This window comes from Pseudomonas sp. FG47 (genome assembly GCF_057809115.1).
This window is the reverse complement of sequence record NZ_JBMDJI010000017.1, coordinates 50,775-73,914: the sequence shown is the minus strand read 5'-3', so window position 1 is coordinate 73,914 and position 23,140 is coordinate 50,775. Positions and strand designations below refer to the sequence as shown.

Annotated in this window: 8 protein-coding genes and 1 pseudogene; 1 reads left to right on the top strand and 8 read right to left on the bottom strand. The window is 63.9% G+C overall.

Features of this window, described 5'->3' with window-relative positions; translation table 11 throughout:
- Positions 1 to 45 precede the first annotated feature (45 nt).
- The 7 genes from ACODS5_RS14675 to ACODS5_RS14645 all read right to left on the bottom strand — a co-directional run bounded on the left by ACODS5_RS14675 (position 46) and on the right by ACODS5_RS14645 (position 19,910).
- Positions 46 to 2,256: a TonB-dependent siderophore receptor gene (locus ACODS5_RS14675; RefSeq protein WP_489109006.1), complete on the bottom strand. Its 2,211-nt coding sequence runs from the start codon at positions 2,254 to 2,256 to the stop codon at positions 46 to 48.
- A 171-nt stretch (positions 2,257 to 2,427) separates the two neighbouring features.
- Complete coding sequence (locus ACODS5_RS14670; RefSeq protein ID WP_134690127.1) at positions 2,428 to 2,802, bottom strand: hypothetical protein; 375 nt, start codon at positions 2,800 to 2,802, stop codon at positions 2,428 to 2,430.
- Between the two features lie 182 nt (positions 2,803 to 2,984).
- Positions 2,985 to 3,536 (bottom strand): DUF6990 domain-containing protein, encoded by a 552-nt coding sequence (locus ACODS5_RS14665; RefSeq protein ID WP_134690126.1) that lies wholly within the window; start codon positions 3,534 to 3,536, stop codon positions 2,985 to 2,987.
- Positions 3,537 to 3,841: 305 nt separating this feature from the next.
- Positions 3,842 to 4,027 (bottom strand): putative toxin, encoded by a 186-nt coding sequence (locus ACODS5_RS14660; RefSeq protein ID WP_372239486.1) that lies wholly within the window; start codon positions 4,025 to 4,027, stop codon positions 3,842 to 3,844.
- A 256-nt stretch (positions 4,028 to 4,283) separates the two neighbouring features.
- Positions 4,284 to 5,018, bottom strand: a complete 735-nt coding sequence (locus ACODS5_RS14655; protein WP_134690124.1) for a hypothetical protein — start codon at positions 5,016 to 5,018, stop codon at positions 4,284 to 4,286.
- Between the two features lie 15 nt (positions 5,019 to 5,033).
- Complete coding sequence (locus ACODS5_RS14650) at positions 5,034 to 18,152, bottom strand: hemagglutinin repeat-containing protein (RefSeq protein ID WP_489109005.1); 13,119 nt, start codon at positions 18,150 to 18,152, stop codon at positions 5,034 to 5,036.
- Positions 18,153 to 18,179: 27 nt separating this feature from the next.
- Complete coding sequence (locus ACODS5_RS14645; RefSeq protein ID WP_489109004.1) at positions 18,180 to 19,910, bottom strand: ShlB/FhaC/HecB family hemolysin secretion/activation protein; 1,731 nt, start codon at positions 19,908 to 19,910, stop codon at positions 18,180 to 18,182.
- A gap of 362 nt (positions 19,911 to 20,272) precedes the next feature.
- Here ACODS5_RS14645 and ACODS5_RS14640 point away from each other — a divergent pair.
- Positions 20,273 to 20,842: pseudogene (locus ACODS5_RS14640) on the top strand (MFS transporter); the annotation flags it as partial.
- Positions 20,843 to 20,963: 121 nt separating this feature from the next.
- On the opposite strand, the gene ACODS5_RS14635 reads toward ACODS5_RS14640, so the two are convergent.
- Complete coding sequence (locus tag ACODS5_RS14635) at positions 20,964 to 22,778, bottom strand: ABC transporter ATP-binding protein/permease (RefSeq protein ID WP_489109003.1); 1,815 nt, start codon at positions 22,776 to 22,778, stop codon at positions 20,964 to 20,966.
- Positions 22,779 to 23,140 lie beyond the last annotated feature (362 nt).

Sequence of the window (23,140 nt, the reverse complement as noted above, 5' to 3'; positions counted from 1 at the left end):
CCGGTGTTCGCGGGCAAGGCCGCTCACACTGGGGGCGCGCCGGCCTTAGAACGAGATATTCAACGCCGCGAACAGCGCCCGGCCCGGCTGGTTGTAGGTGTTGGCCCCCGAGCTGCTGGCATTGCCGCCACGCAGGATCTGCTTGTCGAACACGTTGTTCAGCCCCAGGCGCACATCGTAGGTGGCGTTGAAGCGGTAGCCGGCGCTGACGTCCACCAGCCCATATGCCTCGACATCCTGCTGCGCCTGGCTGTCGTACTTCTCCTGGGTGCGGTAGTTGTAGGTCGGCGACTTCTGCTTGCCATACCAGGTGCCCGCCACCTGCAACGACAGCTTGTCGGTGGCCTGCCAGTCGAGGCTGGTATTGACCGTGTACTGCGGGATCACCGACAACGGCTCGCCGGTTTCGCGGTTGTCGTTGTCGAGCATCCAGGTCAGGTTGGTGTTCCAGTCCAGGCTCGGGCCCAGCTCGACGAACAGGTTGCCCTCGATCCCCTCCACCCGCGCCTTGCCGGCGTTTTCCCATTGGGTCACGCGGCGACCGCTGTTGATGGTGTAGAGCACATCGGTGTCGCCGATGATCTTGTTCTGGTAGTCGTTGCGAAAGTACGTCGCGCTGGCACGCCAGTCACCCTGGTCATAGGCCAGGCCGATCTCCTTGTTGACGCTGATCTCCGGCTTGAGGTCGGCGTTGCCCTGCAGGTAGCAGCCTCCCGAGTTGGCCTGCTGCACGCTGCAACCATTGCCACGGCTGTAGAGCAGGTAGTTGGGGTTGGCCTGGTACAGGTTGGGCGTCTTGTAGGCGCGGGCGATGCCACCCTTGAGCGTCCACTGCTCGGTGAGCCGGTGCGCCAGGTTCAGGCTCGGGCTGAAGTTGTCGCCGAAGGTGTCGTGGTGGTCGAAGCGCAGGCCCGGGGTGATGGTGGTGTCGCCGACGATGATGTTGTCCTCGACGAACAGCGCGTGGCTGCGGGCAGTCATCTTGCTGTCGGCGCGGTTGAAACCGATGATGGCATTGTTGCCGGTGCCACTGGGGTCGAAGCTCTGCGGGCGGAACGAACCCTGGTCGTTGAGGGTTTCGTAGAGGTACTCGCCGCCCAGCGTCAACACATGCTCGGTGCTGCCCAGGGCGAACGGCAGGTTGACCTCGCTGCTCAGGCGCGTGTTGCGCAGCCGCGACAGCGCCGCGCCGCTGCCGTTGATCGAACCCTCCGGGCCGCCGGCCAGGCCTTCGTTGAGGCGCCAGTTGCGCACGTACTCGTAGGCCAGCACGGTCTTGCTGGTGCCCCAGGCGAAGTCGCCCAGGTGCGTCAGGTCGTAGGTGTTGCGCTGCATCACGTTGGTTTCGTGGCCGTACAGGCTGGAGATCAGCTCGGGATTGCCGCCGCCGTTGCTGTTCATGGTGTCGCCCGCGTAGATATTGCCCTGGCGGCTGTAGCCGGCGCTGGCCTCGAGGCGATGCTCGTCGTTGAGCTTCCAGCTCAAAAGGCCGTTGATGTCCTTGTTGCGCACCCCTTCACGGCCAGCGACCAAGGCACTGTTGGCGTGCTTGGCGTTGATGTCCAGGTCGTCGGCGTCGGTCTTGGCCAGGCCGCCATAGACACGGAACCCGAGGTTGTCGGTCAGCCCACCGCCGAGGTTGAAGTTGGCCCGGCGGCTGGCGCCCTCGGCGCTGTCCTCGGGCATTTGCGTGTACAGGTTGAGGCTGCCCTTGAGCTCCTCGGTGGGGCGCTTGGTGATGATATTGACCACCCCGCCCATGGCGCCGGAGCCGTAGCGCGCCGCCGCCGGACCACGCAGGATCTCGATGCGCTCGACCGCCTCGGCCGGCACCCAGTTGGTTTCACCGCGGGTATCGCGGTCGCCGTTCCAGCCGTAGCGCACGGCATTGCGTGCGCTCGAAGGCTTGCCGTCGATGAGGATCAGGGTGTTTTCCGGGCCCATGCCGCGCAGGTCGATCTGCCGGTTGTTGCCCCGCGCGCCGCTGGCGCTGTTGCCGGTGAGGTTGACCCCAGGCTCGCGGCGGATGATGTCGGAGAGGTCGTTGGCCGGCGGCCGGCGCTGGATGTCCTCGGCGGTGATGATCGACGAACCCAGCGCCTGGCGCGCCTCGCGTTCGGCGGTGACCAAGGTGTCCTCGATCACCAGCGCGCCACCGCGCTTGTCCTCGACCTCCACGGCCGCCAGGGCCAGGGTCGGTGAAGCCAGGGTCATCAGCGCCAGGGCCAGACGGCGAGGTGAGGTGCTCGGTTGCATCGGTACATCTCCTGAAAGCGTGGGCGTATGGCAGGGCTCCGAACCGGCGGGCCCCTCGCCCACCGGTCGCTCAGGCAGGGCCTGGGGAACCGTCAGGGATGGTAAATATAGATATTCTCATATGCATTTAAATCTTATTTACGAAATTTACAGGTTGCGCCCTGCCCGTCTTCAGCGTTTGAGGGTCGCCCGCAACCAGGCCGTCAGCGGCCCGGTCAGCAGGATCGCCGCTGCGCACAGCGCCACGCAGACTGCGGCAAAGCCCAGGGCGCGCACGGGGTGATGGGGGTTGAAGTAGAACAGCACCAGCAGCGCCAGCAGGCCCGTCAACGCCCAACGGATCAGCAGGCGGGGGATCACCACCATCAGCAGGTTGCAGAACACGAAGGTGTAGAACACCAGCATCGTGGCCAGGCCCACGCCGACACCACGAGCCAGTGGTGGGCCGACATGCTGGCGATACAGGTCGAAGCCCAGCGCGAGCAGATAGGGAAACGCCACGCAGGCGAGCGCGTGAAGCAGCAAACGGGAAAACAGCGCCAGCATGCGTCCATGGTCCTTGAACCGGCCATTGATCCCGCATGGCCGTGGGCGGAGGGGGCGCATGCTAAGCATGCGAAACGGCTCTGTGCAACCGGCTGGATGCTCGATGTGGATGGGCAGCTACTGCCTGCCGCTGAGCGCAAATAGAACAACACCGGCGCGGGGCCGGCGTTGGGTGATTAGCGTCAACGCACATCTCGCGCAATCAAGAGAGCGCGCGCTATCATGTCTTGGGTGATATACGGAACAAACCCTAATCTGTCACCCTGCTCGAAGCTGAACTGATAGTGTGCAAGACAGCTAACGTCTCCAGCTATCGCCAACGCGGCCAAGTGCCGCAACGGCATAGCGCCCTTCGAATTTGTTGGCAAAGCTCTATAAGCTGCCAAGCCTTTTTCTATATCTTGAGCAGACGCCCAAGATATAGCACTTCGAGAAAGTCTAACGACATCATCCAGCGAGAAATCGACTATTTTCTCCGGCACGTCATTACTCACAATGATCGGTACATAATCACGGGCCTCACCCAAAACGAATGCAGCTGCCGCCGTAAAACTCCTTGTAGAAACAGATGGCATTAATGAAACCCTAAAATGATCAGAGCGCTTCCCTATAGCCGGAATAATCTGAACCTGGACATCGCCAACGTCCATTAGGCAAAAACAATCCCCAACCTCATCTTTGCCGCATCTCCAGCCAAGCCCCTCTAGAGCTGGCAATATCTCTATTTCCTTCACTACTTAGCACCTGGAAAATTCATGATCTCAACCGGAATTCCATTGGGATAGCCTTGCTCTCTGAGTGGCTTGCCTGGAATAAGACCGAAACGTTCAGCCACCTGCCCTCTAGGAATTGAGCTGCCATCACGAATCTGCGGGGAAATTTCAGACTACCAGATACTTAGATCAGCGTTACCCGTCTTAACCTCAATTATCCTAATCGTTCCATCAGGCGCTTCAGCCACAATATCCGGCCTACAACGCCCCGTACCACAGGATCTACCGAAGGATATTTCCTTGCCACTCACTCGATATCCCTGACTTCATATATTATCAAAACCTCGCCAAGTCGCCCGTGGCGGATCACATCTAAAAACATCACCGCCAGCACTTCTCACCTGACGTATGAGTTCCCCAGAGACATTGCTTGTTCTAGGACTCACAACAAGATTCAAAGGCTGACCAGTGTCGCTTGCAACTTTAACCTGCGCCCGCAACTGGCTAGACATTGAAAGGTTCTGGACATTTTTAACCTCTAACAGACCTCCTACGTTTTCCCCCACAAGTCAGGAATCGTTGTTACTTGCGCACCATTAGGAAGCTAAACAGTTACGGGAGTTGTATTTTTTCACCCCACCCACATGGTCGAATGCATCCACGACTTGTCGCTCAAACGCAGTGCAATTTTGGCGATTGAGGGTAATCTGCGGAACTTCAATTACAACCCCTGCGCCTTTTGCTCCAAGAGATCAGATAAATAAGCACTCAGATTAGGGGCTCGTCTTGGATGAGAAAAAAACCCTCCCGAAACAAAGCTTTGAGCTCAGCACGACGCCTAGAAAAAAGAGGGAAATCGTTCACAACATCTTGAATATTTTCTGTAACTCTTACCAAGTAACCGCTGCCTATTTTTTCAATAGGAAATCCTGCACCTGCAATTCGATCAACGTCAACTGACCCAGCGAATTCTTCACCATAAAATACTGCCCAGCCAATATTCGGTATCGTGCCACGATGTAGAACACCAGAAAGAAAATAGCTCTCCGAAGTCCCAGGCCTTACATTAACGGCTTCACTTTCATGAAAAACATGCATCAGAGCATAGCTTGCTCTCATAGCTAAGCATGTCTCTCGAAAAACACTGAACCAATCGATTTTACTATTAAATTGTGCTTGCACAATAAGTGAACCATCTATTTGCTCGCCCTTCACATTCCTATGAGTATGACTAATCTCCGCATCATACTTTGCTACCTTTTTTCTCTTCCAGCGGAGCCCTATAGGAAACTCCATTTTTGAACCCTGAACCTGCATTGTCGCCATTTGAGCCCAATGTGCCTCACAAGCAGGAACATTTTCAAAGTCAGCAATGCGACTTTCCCATTGAAATAAGCTTTCCGGAATAAGCTTTGAATCCCGTTCTGAAAATGCCGAAAGAACCTGACTCCCAACAATCCAATTTGTAGTATCAAAATTTGTTATTACAGAGATGCGCAGCATAACCCACCAAATAAATTAGAAATCTGACAGCAATTTAGTAGAAGGATCATATCTGTATATACCTCCACCAACCTTACTTGTAACTGCATCTATCCTTGCCTTTAGCGGTGCAGAAATACTCTGTGTCCGTGGACTTACAACCAAATTAAATGGCTGCCCAGTCATTTCGGCTAACTGCAACTGTGCGCGCAACTGGTCAGACATAGATAGATTTTTAACATTTTTGACTTCGAGCAACCCACCAGTATTTCTACCCCACATATCTGGGATTGTTGTTACCTGCTTTCCATTAGGGAGTTGAACAGTTACCAGAGTTGTATTTTTCGTACCCCCCACATGACTGAACGCATCAACTACTTGTTTCTCAAATGCTGAGCCGTTCTGGCGGTTCATCGTGATTTTGGGAGTCTCTAACTTTCCGGCAGCCCCTCCCCCTTTTGCTCCGACACTACCTGCTTTTGAGAACACCCCCGCCATGCTGCCAAGCGTAGCTAGTAAACCTGCATCCTCTACGACTTGCAATCCCGTACGAACCCAGTTCCCATTGGCCAGGTTGACGGCTCGGGTGGCCTCACCCACCGCTTGCCCTATGCCTGCGCTGTCGCCCGCATAGGTGATCGTTGTGACAGCCATATGAGTAGCGACATTCCGCTCGCAAGCAGCGTTGCCTTTACACAGGGGTAACACTTTATCTGTGTAAACTGCCTGTACGAACTCCTCCCAGCCCGCTTGCGCCTCTTTCGTATCCAGGCCACCTTGCCGATAGGAGGTTTCTTTCCACTTGTCATATGTCTTCAGGCAATCTTGCGAGCCACCTGCATCACCACAGGAAGCTTTAAGTTCCTGACTGAACTCGGCTATTTGGTTCTGGCCCAGCTGGTAGCCAAAAATGTTGGCGCCGGTTCCTAAGTGGTTGTTCTCCACCGCATTCTTGCCTGCCCCAGCACCCGCAATAGCATCCGTGCCATTACCGCTCGCAACACCGCCTGCGAAACCAGCCGCCAAGGTCGATAGCGCGGCTATTGTCTGCTTTTGCTCTTCACTCAGGGCACTGGTATCACTGGTGCCGTACAGTTGCTGGGTGATCAATCGGGCAGTCAGCTCACCGCCTGCCGCCCCCGCCGCACCCGCCGCCGCCGAGTTCCCCTGCGCCTGGGCGACAACTGCACCTAGAACCGCATGCGCCATGATCCGTGCAGTTTCATTGTCACCAGCAACCCTCTTTATCACCCCGGCCAGGTATGGCGCCGACGCGCCCGCAAGCGCACCGCCGATGTTGCCCCCGGCAAGGCCCTGTAGCGCCGCTGTGACCGCCTGAGTCGCCTTCTGATAATCGCTTCCGGTACCGTACTTACCCATGATCCTCTGGTAAGCATCGGTACCCGCCAGCTTTCTCTGGTACTCCTGTAGCGCCTCTTGGCTCGCGCCTTTCCCCGGCTCCTCGACTCCACGCGCCTTCAGCTCGGCACGGCCTTCCTCCTTGGCCTTGAGCTGGCCCTGGGTGCGCACGATGTCCGACACCTGGTTGCCGATATCGGCGATCAACTGCACCTGCTGCAGACGCCGCTGCTCTTTCTCTTTGTCGAAGATCGGGCTGATGCTGTCGTTGGCATGCTCGACGTCACGGCTCAGGGTCGCGACGTCCTGCTTCTGCTGGTCTGGATCGCGGATCTGCAGGGTGCCGTCGGACACCGCCGACGAAGTGGTGCCGCTGGCGCTGCCACTGTGGTTGAAGGCGATCAGCGTGCCGGTCGGCATGTTGCTGGTGAAACCGCTCGAGCCGCTGTTGCCACCGCTGATGCTGGCGCTGGCCATCTCGCTCTTGAACTCGGCCTTGTTCTTGATATCGCTCCAGCCCAGGGTGCCGGTGCTCAGGCGGTTCTTGTCGGCTTCGGCGGTGCTGGCGATGACGCTGCCGTCGAGCTGGGTGTGCTTGCCCACCTCGACCTGGTAACCGCCCTTGCCGGCAAACAGCCCGGTCTGCTCCTGCACGCTCTTGTAGGTGGAGTCGAGCTTGCTCTGGCTGACGCTGAGGTTGCCGCTGGCTCCGCCGGCGCCAATGATGGTAACGCTCGCGCCGCCGCTGACGTTGCGCTGCTTGGACTTGTAGTCGTCAGTGTCCTGCAGGCTCTGCAGCGTCAGATCGCGCCCCACATCGGCGACCACCTTGTCGCCGTTGACCTGCGCCCCCTTGAGCGTGGTATCCCGCCCGCTGAGCAAGCTGGCCTGGTGACCGGCATCCAGGGTGGTTTCGCTCCAGGTGGTGCCGTTGCCCTTCTCCTTGCCGCTGCCTTTGTTGGCATTGGCGAAGATGCTCAGGCCACCGCCGTTCGGGCCGACACCGATACTGGCGCCGATGGCGCCGCCACTGCTGCTGTTCTTGCCGTCAAGCTTCTGCGTGTTGGCCGCGGCCTCCAGCAAGATGTCGCGCTCGGCCTCCAGCGACAGGTCGTTGCCAGCCTTGAGCTTGCTGCCCTGCACATGGATATCGCCGCCCGTGGCGTCTGCCTGGTTGCCTTTGGCGACGATGGTCAGGTCGTTGCCGCTGGTCAGGCTGCTGCCCTGGCTGACGGTCTGCTCCTGGGTCTGGCGCGAGCTGGACTTCTGCCCGCCGAGCGAGATGGAGACGCCAACGAACTGGCCGGCGTTCTCCGAGGTCATGCCGCCATTTTCCTGCGCGGCCTGCCAGGCCTGGATGCCGGTCAGGCCGGCCTTGATGCCTTGCAGGGCCGAGAGCCGGCTGTCTTCTTCCTGGGTGGCCTGCTTGGTGGTCTGGTAGGCGGCGTCCACGGCGCTGCCGACCGTGCCGGACAAGGCCAGGGTCAGGCCGCTGCTCTTGCTCTTGGACGTCTGCTCGCTGGTATTGTGGTGTTCGGCCGCGACGATCTCGACGTTCTGCCCGACCAGGGTGATGTCCTTGCCGGCGATGACCTCGGAGCCTTTGATGCCCAGGTCCTTGCCGGCCTCGATGGACACGCTGCCGAGCACGCTGCCGACGGTGCTGGCCTTGCCGCTCTCGGTCTTGCTGGTGGAGGTGTTCTCCAGGCTGGTCGAGCCGAGGGTGAAGCCGATGCCGCCACTGCTGAGCAGGCCGGACTTTTTCTTCGAAGTCGACTGGCTCTGCTCGAAGGTTTGCGTGGCGCTCTCGATCTGCACGTTGCCACCCGCCACCAGGCGCGTGTCGTGGGTCGACACGATGCTGCTGGCCGAGACGCCGATATCCTGCCCGGCGCGGATCGCCACCGTGTCGCCGCTGACCGACGAGCCTTCCTGGGTGACCGCATTGCTGCTGTCGATGCGGGTTTTCTGGCTGCTCGAAAGTCCGGAGCGGCTGGTCTTGGTCTTGCGGTAGTAGCTGTAGTCGCTGTTTTCCTCGGCGACCAGGTTCACGTCACCGCCGGCATACAGATACGCCTCATTGCCCGCGGTCACCCGGCTGGCGCTCAGGCTCAGGTCATCGCCGGCCTTGAGCGTCACGTTGCCGCCGGCCAGCACGGTGCTGGCCACTTGCTGGACATGATCTTCCTGGCTGGTGACCTTCCTGGTCTTGCTCGCCGAATGCTGCTCGTTGGCGGCGGACACCAGGCTCAGGTCCCCGGTCGCGGTCATCGCTACATCGCGCTTGGCCTCGATGGCACTGGCGACCGCGGTGATATCGCGCCCGGCACTGACGGCCAGGTCACGTCCGGTCTTGAGGCTCGCGCCGTTCTGGGTCACGCTCAGGCCGTTGGAGCGCACGCCCTGGTCGTTGCTGACCACTTGCTCGACCGCGGTCAACCTGACATCGCGCCCGGCCTTGAGGCTAGTGTCGGCGCCACTTTCGAGCACGCCGCCACGATTGACCAGGTCGCGCCCGGCATTGATCGCCAGGTTGTTGGCCGCCTCGACCCGGGCTGCGTTGTCGACGAAGTCGCGCCGCTGGGCATAGCTGCCGTTGCTGCTCTGGTGCGAAGTCAGCGTGCGTTCGTTGATCACATCCTGGGTGGCAGTGAGGCTCACGTCACGCCCGGCGATGATGCCGCCGGCCTTGTTCACCAGGTTGTTGCCCGCCAGCAGGTCAAGGCGGTTGCCGGCCTGGACCAGGCCACTGTTGACCAGGTTGTTGCCAGCCTGGGCCGAGAGGTTGTTGCTCGCGCGCAGGGTACCGACGTTGTCGAGGTTCTGCCCGGCGATCAGGTTGACGTCGCTGCCGGCGATCAACGCGCCGTTGGGCGCCAGGCGGTCGTTGGAGTGGGCCAGGTAGAGCACCGGCACCAGCACCTGCTCGCCATTCACCTCGGCGTTTTCCAGCCAGACGATGTCGTGGGTCAGGGCCGCCACCTGCTCGGCGGTCAGGCTGACGCCCACCGCCAGGTTGAGCTGCTGCTTGCTCTGGATGGCGTTGTCCATCAGGTACTTGAACAGCTTCTCGTCGGTGTCCTGGCCGCCAATGAAGCGCTGGCCGGTGCGCGCGACCACGGCCTGCTGCACCAGCTTCTGCTCGTAGAAACCGTCGCCCAGGCGCTTGGCGCTCAGGTCGGGGTCGTAGCCGAGCTTGCCCAGCAGGTAGTCCGAACTCATGAACTGCTTGAGGTCGGTGAGTACCGGGTTGGTTTCGATCAGGTACTTGTGCGGGTTGCTGCGCACGCTGCTGTCGGGCAGGCCCTGCACCCGGTCGATGCTGATCGGCGCCGGGGCCTGGCCGGCCAGGGTCGACGCCTGGCTGATGGCGTCATCTACCGACGATCGCCCCGGCAACAGCGGGCCGTTGCCGCTGCCAGGCAAGGCGGTGTCGAGGGCGCTGGCCTCGCCGATGCTGCCCACCGGGACGCGGTTGGCGGTGCTCAGTTCGGTACGACGCGCGGCCGCCTGGGCGGCGTCGGCCAGGTTGATATCGCGGGCCTGCGCCAGCGGCAGCGGTTGCTGGCGTTGCACCGCGCTCAGGCTGGCGCCGCCCAGGGTCCAGGTTTGCGGGCCGCTGTTGGCCGGCACGCTGCCTGCGTCGCTGCTCAGGCGGAACAAGCCATGCTGGCCGCTCGGCAGGCTGAAGCCGGGCAGCGCCAGCGGATTGACCTGCTGCTGGGCCAGGTCTGGCGGCAACTGCTGGTTGAGGTTGATCCGGGTGGAGAACGCCGTGCCCGGCGCCGAGGTGTCGGTGCGCGCGCCGCTGCCGATGTAGTCGTAGCCCGGACGTACCACGCTGTTGCTGATGTTGTTGCCGGCCGTGATGCTCACCGCGCCGCCGGCCTGCATCACCCCGGCGTAGCTCTGGTCGCCGCCTGCGAGCTTGCGGCTGCTGCCCAGCGATACCAGCTCCGCTTCGGTCATGCCGATGAAGCCGGCCAGGGCGCCTTGCAGGCCGCCCAGGTCGTTGGGGTTGTAGCCCGCGCTCTCGTACCAGTACTTGCTGGTAACCGAGTTGGCGACGCTGTACCAGCCGCCGGCGTTCTTGGTGCGCGCCGAGCGGAAGATACGGGTGGTCTCGGTCTCGCCGGTCTCCACGCCGCTGTTGGTGAGGTTGTTCACCGACGCCACCAGGCTGCCGGCGGCAGCGATGGTGCTGCTGCTGTTGAGCAGGTCGCCGCCGCGGATCGTGAGGTTGGCGCCCGTGGTGATGCTCGACGCGGCGCTGGCCTCGGTGACATCGAACTTGTCGCGCTGGACGATTTCCCAGACATGGTTGCGCTTGCCGCCGCAGTCGCCGGCGTTGTAGCCCTCGATACAGGCGACTTCGCCGATGCGGGCGGTGTACACGCCCTTGTTGTCGGTCTTGAGCACCGCGCGCACGTTCTCGATGGTGCTGGCGGCCAGGCTCATCGAGCCATCGCTTTGCAGCGAGCCCGAGCTGTTGACGATGCGGCTGGCCAAGCTGCCCTGGCCGTCGCGGTCGATGGTCAGGCTGCCGAGGCTGTACACATCGGCGTAACTGTTGTTCAGGCTGTCGACGCGCAGGCCCATGTCGGCACCGCTGAACAGCAGGCCATGGTCGTTGACCAGGGCGCCGGTGGTCAGGGTCATGTTCTGCGCCGCGCCCAGGGTGCCGGTGTTGTTGACGGCGCCGGCGCCAAGGCTGAGGCCGGCCGCGGAGGTCAGGCGCCCGGCGTTGTTCAGTTGCCCGGCAACCGAGACGCTGGTCGCGCCGCCGCCGGCGATGCTGCCGGTGCCGCCAAGGTTGAGCTGCCCGGCGCCAAGGCCGAGGTCGCCACGGCTGCTCAGGCGGCCGCTGCCTGTATAGGTGCCGCCCAGATTCAGGCTGAGGCTGCCGTCACTGGCGATCAGGCCATCGTTGCTCCAGTTGCCACCGCTGCCGACCAGCGCTTGGCTGGCCAGTAGCTGGCCGCTGGCGGTCTGGCTGAAATCGCCGACATTGACCGTCAGGCGCCCGGCCTGGATGACGTTGCTGTTGCGCCAGCTGCCAGCGTTGAGGGTCAGGCCGCCACGGGTGACGATGCTGCCGCCGGCACCGGTGACATGGGCGGTGGCGATATCGAAGGTGCCGTTGCCCACGTGCAGCAGGCTGCCGCCGCCGTTGAGGAAGCTGCCGACGCCCAGGCTGAGGTCGGTGTTGGCGGTTTCTAGGGTGCCGTTGCGGTTGTCGAACTGGCCGCCGATCTGCAGGCGAGTGGCGCCGCTGTTGCCCAGGGCGCGCAGTTGGCCGGCCTGGTTGTCGAGGCTGGCGGCCTTGATCGCCAGGGTGCTGTCGCTTTCGATGATGCCCGAGCGGTTGTTCAGCGCACCGCTGAGGTCGAGGTCGATGCGCTGGCCGCCGATCTGGCCGTGGTTGTCGCCACTGTTGTCGAAATTGCCGCCGCTGACCTGCACCAGGCCCTTGGCGTACAAGCCGCCGTTACGGTTGTCGAAGTCGGCGGTGGTGATTTTGGCGTCGCCGCCCTGGGCGGAAATACGCCCGCCATAGTTATCGATGCCACCCAGGGCCTTGAGGGTCAGGAACTGGCCCTGGGTCACGCCGCCCTGGCGGTTGTTGTTCAGGTCATAGCCGTTGCGCAGCACGCCGCGCAGGTCGGCGCTCACGCCACCCTTGAGGCTGGCCAGCACACCGCCACGGTTGTCCAGTTGGCCGGCGCTGACGTCGAGGTTGCCACTGTCGGCGAGAATCCGCCCGCCCTGGTTGTCGATATCGCCGGTCACCAGTTGCAGGGCGCCCTGCCCTTGCAGCGTGCCCTTGGCGTTGCTCAGGCTGGCGGCGTGTACCTCGAGGTCGCCGCCCTGGCTGTAGATCAGGCCGTCGGCGTCGTTCTGCACGGCGCCGGCCACGCTCAGGGTCAAGGCCTGGCTGGACGCCAGCGTGCCACGGTTGCGGTTGTCGAGGCTGCCGGCCAGCAGGCTCAGCAGGCCCTGGCTGACGATTTGCCCGCCCTGGTTGCCGACCTGGGTGGCACGCTCGATGCGCAGCGGGCCGGCGCTGGCCAGCTTGCCTTGGGTATTGGTCAAGGCGCCGAGCAGGTCGAGGCTGACCGCGCCATTACCGACCAGGGTGCCGCCGCTGTTGTCCAGGGTGGTGGCGTTGAGCGTCAGGGCCTGCTGGGCGTTGATAGCACCGGCGACGTTGCCCAAGGTCATGGCCTTGAGGGTCAGGGCCGCGCCGCTGTCGATCAGGCCGCCCTGGCCGTTGTCGAGCCGGCCGGTGATATCCAGGTGTTGATTGGCGCCGCTGGAGAGGATGCCCTTGGCGCTGTTGTCCAGGTTGACGGCCTTGACCGTCAGCGCCTGCTGGCTGACCAAGGCGCCACCACCGCTGTTGAGCAGGTCGCCGCCGACCTGCGCCTGCAACGCGCCACTGCGGCTGGACAAGGTGCCCAGGTTGCGGTTGTCGAGGCTGTCGACAGTGACGTTCAGCCCCTGCCAGCCCGAGACCAGGCCGGCCTGGTTGAGCAGGCGCTGGGCGTTGAGTGTGAGTTGGGCGCTGCTGATCAACTTGCCGGCGCTGTTGTCCAGGTTGCGAGCCTCGAGCACCAGGCCTTGCTGGGTGGACAACTCGCCGCCCTGGTTGCTCAGGTCGCGCAGATGCGTGAGGGTCAACACGCCCTCAGTCTTGATCAGGCCGCCGTCGTTGTTCAGGTCACCCGTGGCGCTGCCCAGGTCGATGGCGATGGCGCTGCCGAGCAGCGCCCCGCCCTGGTTGTCGAGCGCACGGCTGCTGATCGCCAACTTGTCCACTGCGCTGATCAGCCCTTGCTGGCCGTTGTTCAGGCCATCGGCCAGTTGCAGGCGCAGATCGCCGCGACTGGCCAGGGTACCGCCGCGGTTATCCAGGCTGGCGGCCTGGGCATCGACGCTCGCTGCCGCCACCAGGCCCTTGATGTTGTTCAGGGCCTGGTCGATGCGCAGGGTCAGCGCCTGGTTGCCCAGCAACTTGCCAGCGTTGTTGTCCAGGCTACGGGCAGCCAGGGTGAAAGCCTGGGCCGAGGATATCTCGCCACCTTGGTTGTCGACCCCATCGAGCTGCTTGAGCACCAGCAGCGGCGCGTTGATCAGGCCCCGGCGGTTGTCCAGCAGGCCGTGGTTGAGGTCCAAGGTCAGGGCGCTATGGCTGAACAGCTGGCCGCCCTGCTGATCCAGGCCGCTGACACTGACACTCACCGCGCCGTTGCTGCCGAGGCGGCCGCCATCGCGGTTGGTCAATTGGCCGCTGACCAGCGTCAGGCTGGCGGCGCTGTCCAGGCGCCCCTTGCGGCTGTTGTCCAGGCTGCTGGTGGTGACGGTGGCCGCGCCCTTGGCGCTGATGATGCCCTGGTCGCTGTTGTCGAGGTGGCCGCCTTTGAGCAGCAGCGTGCCATCGGTGAGCAGTTCGCCGCCCTGGTTGAGGATCTCGTCCCTATGTTCGAGGCTCAACGCGCCGCCGCTGGAAATACCGCCGGCACGGTTGTCGAGGCTGGCACTGGCCAGGCCCAGGGTACCTTCGGCGTCGATCTGGCCATCGCGGTTATCCAGCTTGCCGCTCAGGCTCGCGGCCAGCGCTTGCTGGCTGCGCAGCAGGCCGCCAGTGTTGTCCAGGCTGGCGCCGCTCAGGGTCAGGCCGGCCTTGCCTGAAAGCAGGCCCTTGTTGCGGTTGATCAGCTCGGCCACGGTCAGTTGCAACTGGCCCTCGGCCAGGACCTTGCCAGCGTCGCTGTTGTCCAGGCGTGCGCCAACCAGGGTCACGTCGACCTTGCCCGATAGCTCGCCGCCACGGTTGTCCACCTTGGCCACTTGCAGGCCCAGGCTCTGGGTCGCCGCCACCTGGCCGCCCTGACGGTTGTCGAGCACCTCGCCACTGAGTTGCAGGTCTTCCCCGGCCAGCAGTTGGCCGGCCTGGTTGTCGAGGTTGCCAACCTTGGCCTGCAGTGCGCGCTTGCCGGACACCAGCCCTTGCTGGTTGGTCAGCGTGCCAGCCTGCAGGTCCAGGCGTTGGTCGGCGATCAGCGTGCCGTCCTGGTTGTTCAACACGCTGTCGATCACCAGGTTCTGCGTGCCCCGGCTGCTGATCAGCCCCTGGCTGTTGTCCAGGCTGTGGCTGCGCAGGTCCAGGCCATTGGCCGAAACCAGGCCGTCGAGGTTGTTCAACACCTGCTCGATGCGCAAGGTCAGGCTTTGCTGGCCGATCAGCTTGCCGTGGCTGTTGTCCAGGCTGCGGGCCGCCAGGGTGAAGGCCTGGGCGCTGGAAATCTCGCCGCTCTGGTTATCGACCTCGGCCAGTTGCTTGAGCACCAGCAGCGGCGCGTTGATCAACCCTTTGTGGTTGCGCAGGCGCCCCTGGTTCAGGTCGAGGGTCAGGGCGCTCTTGCTGAACAACTCGCCACCGTCCTGGGCCAGGCCGCTGACGCTGGCGACCAAGGCTTTTTCGCTGGCGATGCGGCTGCCCTGGCCATTGTTGAGCTGGCCGGTGGTCAGGTCGAGGCGATCGCCACTGACCAACCGCGCACCGGCGCCGTTGTCGAAGGTGCCGGTGTCGACCTTGACCGCGCCCTGGCCGCTGAGCAGGCCGGCCTCACTGTTGTCCAGTGTCTGGCTGGCGAGGGTCAGGCTGGCGTCGCCGATGATCGAGCCGTTGCGGTTGAGCAACGCGCCCTGGCTGGTCACGGCCAGGGCATCGACACTCGACAGCTTGCCGGTGCTGTTGTCCAGGCGGCCAACGTTGGCGCTCAGGCGACCGTCGGCGCTGATCACGCCGAGCAGGTTGTCCAGGTCGGCGTCCAGGCGGATGTCCAGGGCCTGGCGGGTAACCAGGCGGCCTTGGCCGTTGTCCAGGCGCTGGCCGACGATTTTCACCGTGGCCTTGCCAGACAGCAGGCCCTGATTGCGATTGAGCAGTTCGCCCACCTTCAGCTCGAGGTCGCCACCGGCGAGCAGCTTGCCGCTGTCACTGTTGTCGAGCTTGGCGCCCTTGACCGTCAGCCCGGTCTGGCTCGACAGCTCGCCGCCACGGTTGTCGACCTCGGCCACCTCCAGCTTTAGCGCCTGCTTGCTGCCGAGCTTGCCGCTGTTGCCGTTGTCCAGGCGGGTGCCGCTCACGCTCAGATCGCCATCGGCGGCCATGACGCCCTTATGGTTGGTAACCTCGGTCACCTGGGCCACCAGCGCGCGCTGGCTGGAAATGCGCCCGCCGCTGTTGTCCAGGCTGGCGCCCTGCAGGCGCACCGGGCCTGCGGCAATCAGCAGGCCGCCACGGTTGTCCAGCCGGGTGCCGTTGTAGGTCAGCGCCGCCAGGCTGTTGAGCAACCCTTGCTGGCGGTTGTCCAACTGGTCGACGTTGAGCACGGCCTGTTGGTCGGCGCGCAGCTTGCCGGCGCGGTTGTCCAGGCTGGCGGCGCGCAGGTCGATGGCGCCTTTGACGATGATCTCGCCCTGCTGGTTGTCCAGCAGGCCTTCGATGCGGGCATTCAAGGCCGCGTCGCCGACCAGCTTGCCGGCCTCGCGGTTGTCCAGGCTGGCCGCCTCGAGGTCGATCTTGCCGGCGGAGCCGAGCAGGCCGTCGCGGTTGTCCAGAGCGCCGCCGAGGGCCAGATTCAAGGCACCGTCGCCACTGACCTGGCCGTTGCGGTTGTCCAGGCTGGCGCCCGTGAGGGTGGTGCTGCCAGCGCTGGAGATCTCGCCGTCCTGGTTGTCGCTGGCACCGGCCAGGGTCAGGGCCAGGTCGGCGCGGCTGGTGACGATGCCGTCATGGTTGCCCAGGCTGGCCGCGTGCACGCTGATGCCGCTGGCCGAAACCAGGCCGCCGACGTTGTTCAGCGCCTCGTCCAGACGCACGCTCAGGCCCTGGTTGCCCAGCAGCTTGCCCAGGCTGTTGTCGAGGTTGCGCGCCACCAGCGCGAAGGCCTCGGCGCTGGAGATCTCGCCCTGGTGGTTGTCGACGCTGTCGAGGTTGTTCAGGATCAGGCGCGGGGCATTTATCAAGCCACCGCGGTTGTTCAGGTGGCCTTTGTCGAGGTCCAGGCGCAGCTCGCCGAGGCTGGTCAGGCGGCCGCCATCATGCTGGTCGAGCCCGCGCACATTGGCGCTCAACGCCTGGTTGCTGGCGATGCGCCCGGCGGCGCTGTTGTTCACCTGCCCGGCCTTGAGCGCGAGGGTCTGCACGCTGGTGAGCTGGCCACCGCGGTTGTCCACCGCGGCGCTGGCGGTCAGGCCCAGGTGCTGGCCGGCGTTCAAGGTGCCGGCGAGGTTGTCCAGCGTCTCGACCTGCGCGCTCAGGCGGCCCTGGCTGAGCACCTCACCGGCGTTGTTGTCGAGGTGTCCGGCGCGCGCCTCGATGGCCTGGTCGGCCTTGATCAAGCCGCCCTGACCGTTCAACAGCCGGCCAGCTTGCAGGTTGGCCTGGCCAGCGCTGAGCAGGCGACCCTTGTCGTGGTTGTCGAGGGTCTCGGCGCTGGCGCTCAGCTGGCGTTGGCCGCTCAGGGTACCGCCCTGGTTGCTCAGGGTCTGCACGGCACTGGCGCTGAGGTCGCGGCTGGCCACCACGCTCTGGCCGCGGTTGTCGATGTGCTGCGCGTTCAGGCGCACGTCGCCGCTGGCGTTGCGGCTGTTGTCGGCATTGACCCCGGCTTCGATGATGGCGTGGTTGGTCAGGCGGCCACCGCTGTCGAGGTCGATGCGCTGGCCGGCAACCAGGTTGTTGCGGTTGTCCAGGTCGCCCTGGGTCTTGACCTTCAGCTCGCGGCCGGCATACACCGCGCCCTGGGTCTCGAGCTGGCCGGCGTTGATCACCACCGAGCCCTGGTCGGCCGTCACTTGGGCCATGCGCAGTTGGCCGTTGGCGTCGAGCTGGATGTCGCCACCGCTGGCGATCAGCTTGCCGTCGAGCTTCACCCCGACCCCGGCCTCGGTGCCGACCAGGGTGATGGCGCCGGCGTACATGCCGCCCAGGGCCGACGAGTCGATGGCCAGTTGCGGCGCATCCGCCGGGTTGGCGGCGCGCGCGCTGGCCTTGAGGGTGCGCGCATCGACGTCGTTGGCGCCAGCGACCACCGCCAGTTGCCGGGCCTGGATCTGCGCATTGATCTTGGCGCTGCGGGTAATGATCTCGAACTGGTCGACATTGCTGGCGTTGAGCCCCACGCCCTCGATGGCGACACTGCCCTGCTCCACCTGGTAACGCTGCAGTTGGCCGTTCTCCACCACCGGCTTGCCGGTGGTCAGGGTGGCCCGGGGGGTGTTGATGAAGCCGCAGCCGTTGCAGGTAACACCATAGGGGTTGGCGACGATGACATGCGCCGCTTGCCCCGCCACTTCGGTGTAGCCCTTGAGCTGGCTGGGGTTGGCGCCGTTGACCTCGTTGAGGATCACGCTGGCCGAACGCCCGCCCAGATTGCTGTTGCCCAGGATGATCCCGCCCAGCTGGGTGGACTGGGTACGGTTGGTGGCGTTGTTGAGGATTACCCCCTGCTGGCCGACGTTGTAGTCGCTGAAGGTGTTGTGCGAGAGGCCCGCGCCGCTGGGCGCGGCGATGTTGACGATGGGCACGCCGTTGCCAGCCTGGCCGAGGCTGGTGGCGCTACCGTTGACCGCGATGCCGTCGGCCATGGCCACCAGCGGCTGCCAGAACATCATGTTGGCCAGCATGAATGCCAGGCCACGCTTGGACAGCCCCCAGAAAGTGTCACGGGTTTGCAGGGCAGCCGAAGGCTGGCGGAGCAGGAACGCGAACTGACGAACATCCATGTTGGGCATCTCGGGTAACAAGCGGGGTTAAAGGAAAAGGTCCAGGCGCAAGTAGACGGGCGCCTCGCGCTCGAGCAGCCCGTCCGGGCGTTCGAGGGAATGGGCGAAGGTCACGCTGGCTGACAGGTTGCGACCACGGGCGAACAGCTCGAGCGAATCGCTGGACACCCGGCCATGCTGGGCGCCGCTGTAGCGGTCATGGCTGATCGCGCCGACGTCGTAGCCCAGGCCCAGGCCGTACTCGGCCAGCACCGGGCGCAGCCAGTCCCAGCCCACCTGGCGGCTCCAGCGCAGGTCGTTGCGCCAGTAGTAGCCGCTGTCGCCGTTCAGGCTCTGGTCCTTGTAGCCACGCACCGAGGACTGGCTGCCCAGGCTCATGCGCTGGGGGCTGAACAAGCGATCCTCGCTGCGCTGACCAGTGACCAGACTGCTGAACACCAGCGACTCGCCCAGCACCTTGAACGGCTGCAGGTAGCTGGCGGTGGCGCTGTACTTGCGATATCGAGCGCTGGGCAGGCGGTTGCCGTTGTTATCACGCTCGCGCTCACGCTGGGCGTCGAAGGCGCCGATGCCTTCTTGCAGGCCCAGGTCGATGTTGAGAAAGGCGCCGCCAATGCGCCGACCATGATTGATGCCGAACTGCGCTTCGCTGAGGCGATGGCTGCTGTTGGCCAGGCGGCTGTCTTCGATGTAGTTGTTGGTGCGCAGGTAGCTCAGGCCGCTGTTGAGCGAGGTCTTGCTCAGCGAGTCGCGGTGGATCACCCGCTCGAGGCGCAACTGGTGGTTCTGGCTGTCGCCGGACTGCTTGAAGTTGTAGTTGGCCGCCTCACCCAGGGCGCGGTACTCGCTCTGGCTGTAGCTGTAGCTGAGGTTCCACCAGCCGAACGGCAGGTTGTAGTAGAACGCGGCGTTGCGCGAGGTCTTCTGGTGGTCGCTGATGGCATCATGGCCACCGCGCAGCACCAACTGGTCGGCCAGGCCCAGCGGGCTGTCCCACTCGAAGCTGCTGCCCCACTGCTGCTCGCCGGTGCTCTTCTGCCCATCGTTGCTGCGCGACAGGCCGACCCGCCAGGGTTTTTGCGGGGTGTTGGCGACCTGTACCTCGCTGCCGCCGACGGCCTGGCCGGGGGTCAATTGCATGCGGGCCTGGTTGGACGCCAGGCGATTGAGCTGGTCGACCATCTGTTCGATTTCACGCAGGTTGAGCAGGTCGCCGGCTTGGCCGGGAAACGCCATGTCCAACTCGCGGGCGCTGAGCTTGCTGCCCTCGACGGCCTTGAGCCCTTCGAGACGACCCTCGACCACCAGCACCTGCAGGTGACCGGACGACAGGTCCTGCTGTGGCAGGTAGGCGCGGCTGGTGACCAGGCCCTTGGCGATATAGCGGTCGGTGATGGCCTTGAGCAGCTCGTTGAGCTGGGCGACGCCCAGGCATTGGCCGACATAGGGTGCCAACAGGCTGTCGCGCTCGCTGGCCGACAGGGCGTCGGCGCCCTTGAGCTCGATGGTCTTGATCGCAAAGCAACGGTTCTGGCTCGGCGCCGTGGGCGTCGCCGGCGCGGTCCGCTCGCCGGGCAGATCCTTGAGCTCCTCGAGACGCCGTTGCTGTTCTTCAAGCAAGCGGTTCTGGCGATCGCGGATCAGCTCCTGGTCCCCCGGCAGGATTGGCGAGGCGGCCATGGCCGGGTTCAGGGTGACGGCCAGGCAAAGGCCAGCCAAGGCAGCGCACCACCGTGCGCCGTGGGCAAAAAGCTCCATGTTCGTTCCTTCGAAGCAATGAACTGCCGGTGCGAAAGGCGCGATACTATTTAGCCATTAACGCCTGCGTCAATGAACGAACGGCCAGTAAAAATGAAAGTTTTCAGGGGCCGTTCACCCTGCCTGTTCCATCTGATTAATTATTCTTTGTTAATCAGTGAGTTCCGAAAAACAGAACAATATCTGTATTTTTTGTACGCAAAAAAATATGTGGCGGTATATGGACGTCTGATGAATTGAAGGGGCTGGTGGGGCGTTTCAAGTCCTGACGATTGGCTTGCGCCTTACGCAATCCTGTAGGAGCCGCCTGGCTCGCGGGCGACATCGGCTACAGTGAAGGCGACGCCATCCTCGAGAGCAGCATGCCCGACCATCACCCCATCCCCCGCAGCGTCTGGGCCCTGGGCTGGGTCTCGATGCTCATGGATATCTCCTCGGAGATGATCCACGCCCTGCTGCCCCTGTACATGGTCACCGTGCTCGGCACCTCGGTGCTCGCGGTAGGCCTGATCGAAGGCATCGCCGAAGCCACGGCGTCGCTCACCAAGGTGTTTTCCGGCACCCTCAGCGACCGTCTGGGCAAACGCAAGCTGCTCACGGTGATCGGCTATGGCCTGGCCGCCGTGAGCAAACCGGTATTCCCGCTGGCCTCTGGGCTGGAATGGCTGAGCGCCGCGCGCTTCGTCGACCGTATCGGCAAGGGCATCCGCGGCGCACCGCGGGATGCGCTGATCGCCGACCATGCCCCGACGCACCTGCGCGGCACGGCGTTCGGGGTGTTCAACTTGCTGACCGGGGTGGCGCTGCTGCTGGCCAGCGTGCTGGCCGGCGGGCTGTGGGACTGGCTGGGCTACCAGGCGACCTTCATGATGGGCAGCGTGTTCGCCTTGGTCACGCTGGCAGGGCTATGGCTGACTCCCGTTCGGACACCCCTGTGAATCATAAGAGCGCGCGATGCCTGGCACCGGCGACGCCGATGTTCGCCAGCAAGGCTGGCTCCTATAGCATTTAAGGCCTGTTCCGGTCTTGCTGGGAACCAGGCATCGCGGGGAATCAAGCTGGTGCTTGAACCCCTTGTGTTTGCAACAACGCCCAGCCCCCCTGCCCGTCCACCTCCAGCCGATGGGAATGAAACCCCGCCAGCGTACTGCGGTGCCCGACGCTGACCAGCAGGCTGTCCGCCATCTCGCGGCGCAACAGCCCATACAACGCATGCTCCAGCCCTTCGTCCATGGCCGAGGTGGATTCGTCGAGAAACACCACCTGCGGCCGGTTGAACAGCACCCGGGCAAAAGCCAAGCGCTGTTGCTCGCCGATCGACAGGATGCGCGACCAGTCGCGCTGCTCGCCGAGGCGCTCGACCAGGTGCGCCAGGTTGACCTGCTGCAAAGCTTGCTGCATGCGCGCATCGTCCGTCGGCAGGCCAGCGGCCGGATAGGCGATGGCAGTGCGCAGGTCGCCCAGGGGCAGGTACGGGCGCTGGGCGAGGAACAACGATTGCTGGCCCAAGGGTCGGCGCACTTCACCCTGGGCATAAGGCCAGAGCCCGGCCAGGGCGCGCAGCAAGGTGGTCTTGCCGCTGCCCGAGGGGCCCTTGATCAGCAGCGCCTGGCCGGCCTGCAGGTTCAGGCGCAGGTCTGCGATCAGCGCGTGTCCATCTGGACGCAGCACCTGCAACCCCAGGATATCCAGGGCGTGGGCCTGCTCGACGGTGGTCACGCGAGGCAAGGCGCTGGCCTGCTGGTTGGCATCGAGAAAGCCGGTCAGACGGTCGAGGGTAGCGCGGTACTTGGCGAAGGTGTCGTACGACTCACGGAAGAACGACAGCGAGTCCTGCACCTGGCCGAAGGCCTGGGCGGTCTGCATCACATCGCCCAGCTTGATCGCGCCGCTGAAGAAGCGTGGCGCCTGGAGAATGAACGGGAACACCACGGCGACCTGGCTGACCCCCAGGTTGAAACCGCTGAACTTGAGGTTTCTGAACACCAGCGCCCAGGCATTGCCGATCAAGGTGAAGAAACGGCCCAGCAAGGTGCCCCGCTCCACCTGCGCGCCCTGGTAGAAGGCGATGTTCTCGGCATTTTCGCGCAGGCGCATCAGCGCGTAGCGGAAGTTGGCGGTGAACTGCTCGTTGAGGAAATTCAGGCGAATCAACGGCTGGCCGAGGCGGAAGGCGATCCAGGTGGCGATCAGCACATAGACGTACACCGCGAACACCATCGCCCGCGGCACCTCGATGGCGGCCACCGTCAGCGGCGCCGACAGCCCCCAGAGAATGCCGGTGAAGGCCACCAGCGACACCAGCGCGCTGACAGCCCCCAGCGCCAACGACACGGAGCCGGTGACGAAGGCGTTCACATCCAGCTCGATACGCTGGTCGGGGTTGTCCACCGGCTCTGCGAGAAACTGCCCACGGTAGTAGGCATCACCCTGCATCCAGTCGGCGGTCAGACGCTCGGTGAGCCACACCCGCCAGCGAATGGTGAATGCCTGGGTGACGTAGAAGGTGAACAGCGAACGCAGCACATGGATGCTCGCCAGCACCGCGAACACGCCGAGCAGGTACCAGAACGCGGTCTGGTCCAGAGCCTGCAGGGCACTGTAGAAGCCGTTGTACCAGAACGAGAACAGCACGTTCAGGCGTACCGCGAACAGTGTCAGCACCAGCAGCAAGGCGAAGGCCAGCAGTGGCCGCCAACTGCGCCGCCAGCTGAAATAGGGCCCGGCCAACTGCCAGAACTGGGCGCCCCAGCGGGTATGGCGCACTGCCAGCAGCGCGCAGACAGTGAAGCAGACGAGGGTGATCGATGAGGCGATTGCCAGCCAGCGCAGGCTCTCTTGCAAGGCCTGGTGCCAGTTCATGTCCATGGTGGGCTTCCGTGACGGTGTTTTTGCGAGCGTAGCACCGGCCCTGGGGCAAGCCGGCAAAGATGACGGACTTTTCATCTTGCCTCGCCAGGCAGGGCCTGGGCGTCGATAATCGCCGGATCACCGTTATCCGGGATAACGCCATGCACAGCCGTTGCGCCACGGCCAGGACCATGCCGCCCTGGTCGCGCTGGACAGCCTCGCGCGCCTGCCAGTGTTCGCCGGCAAGCCGGCTCCTACACGTTATCCCGCCCTTGCCCTGTAGGAGCCAGCTTGCTGGCGAACCCGCCAACCCGGTGCCTGCCAGTGTTCGCCGGCAACGCCGGCTCCTACACGTTATCCCGCCCTTGCCCTGCAGGAGC

What these genes read in the sequence shown, in the direction of transcription:
- ACODS5_RS14675 (WP_489109006.1), bottom strand. Translation starts at nt 2,256, where the DNA reads ATGCAACCGAGCACCTCACCTCGCCGTCTGGCCCTGGCGCTGATGACC.
- ACODS5_RS14670 (WP_134690127.1), bottom strand. Translation starts at nt 2,802, where the DNA reads ATGCTGGCGCTGTTTTCCCGTTTGCTGCTTCACGCGCTCGCCTGCGTG.
- ACODS5_RS14660 (WP_372239486.1), bottom strand. Translation starts at nt 4,027, where the DNA reads ATGTCTAGCCAGTTGCGGGCGCAGGTTAAAGTTGCAAGCGACACTGGT.
- ACODS5_RS14655 (WP_134690124.1), bottom strand. Translation starts at nt 5,018, where the DNA reads ATGCTGCGCATCTCTGTAATAACAAATTTTGATACTACAAATTGGATT.
- ACODS5_RS14650 (WP_489109005.1), bottom strand. Translation starts at nt 18,152, where the DNA reads ATGGATGTTCGTCAGTTCGCGTTCCTGCTCCGCCAGCCTTCGGCTGCC.
- ACODS5_RS14645 (WP_489109004.1), bottom strand. Translation starts at nt 19,910, where the DNA reads ATGGAGCTTTTTGCCCACGGCGCACGGTGGTGCGCTGCCTTGGCTGGC.
- ACODS5_RS14635 (WP_489109003.1), bottom strand. Translation starts at nt 22,778, where the DNA reads ATGGACATGAACTGGCACCAGGCCTTGCAAGAGAGCCTGCGCTGGCTG.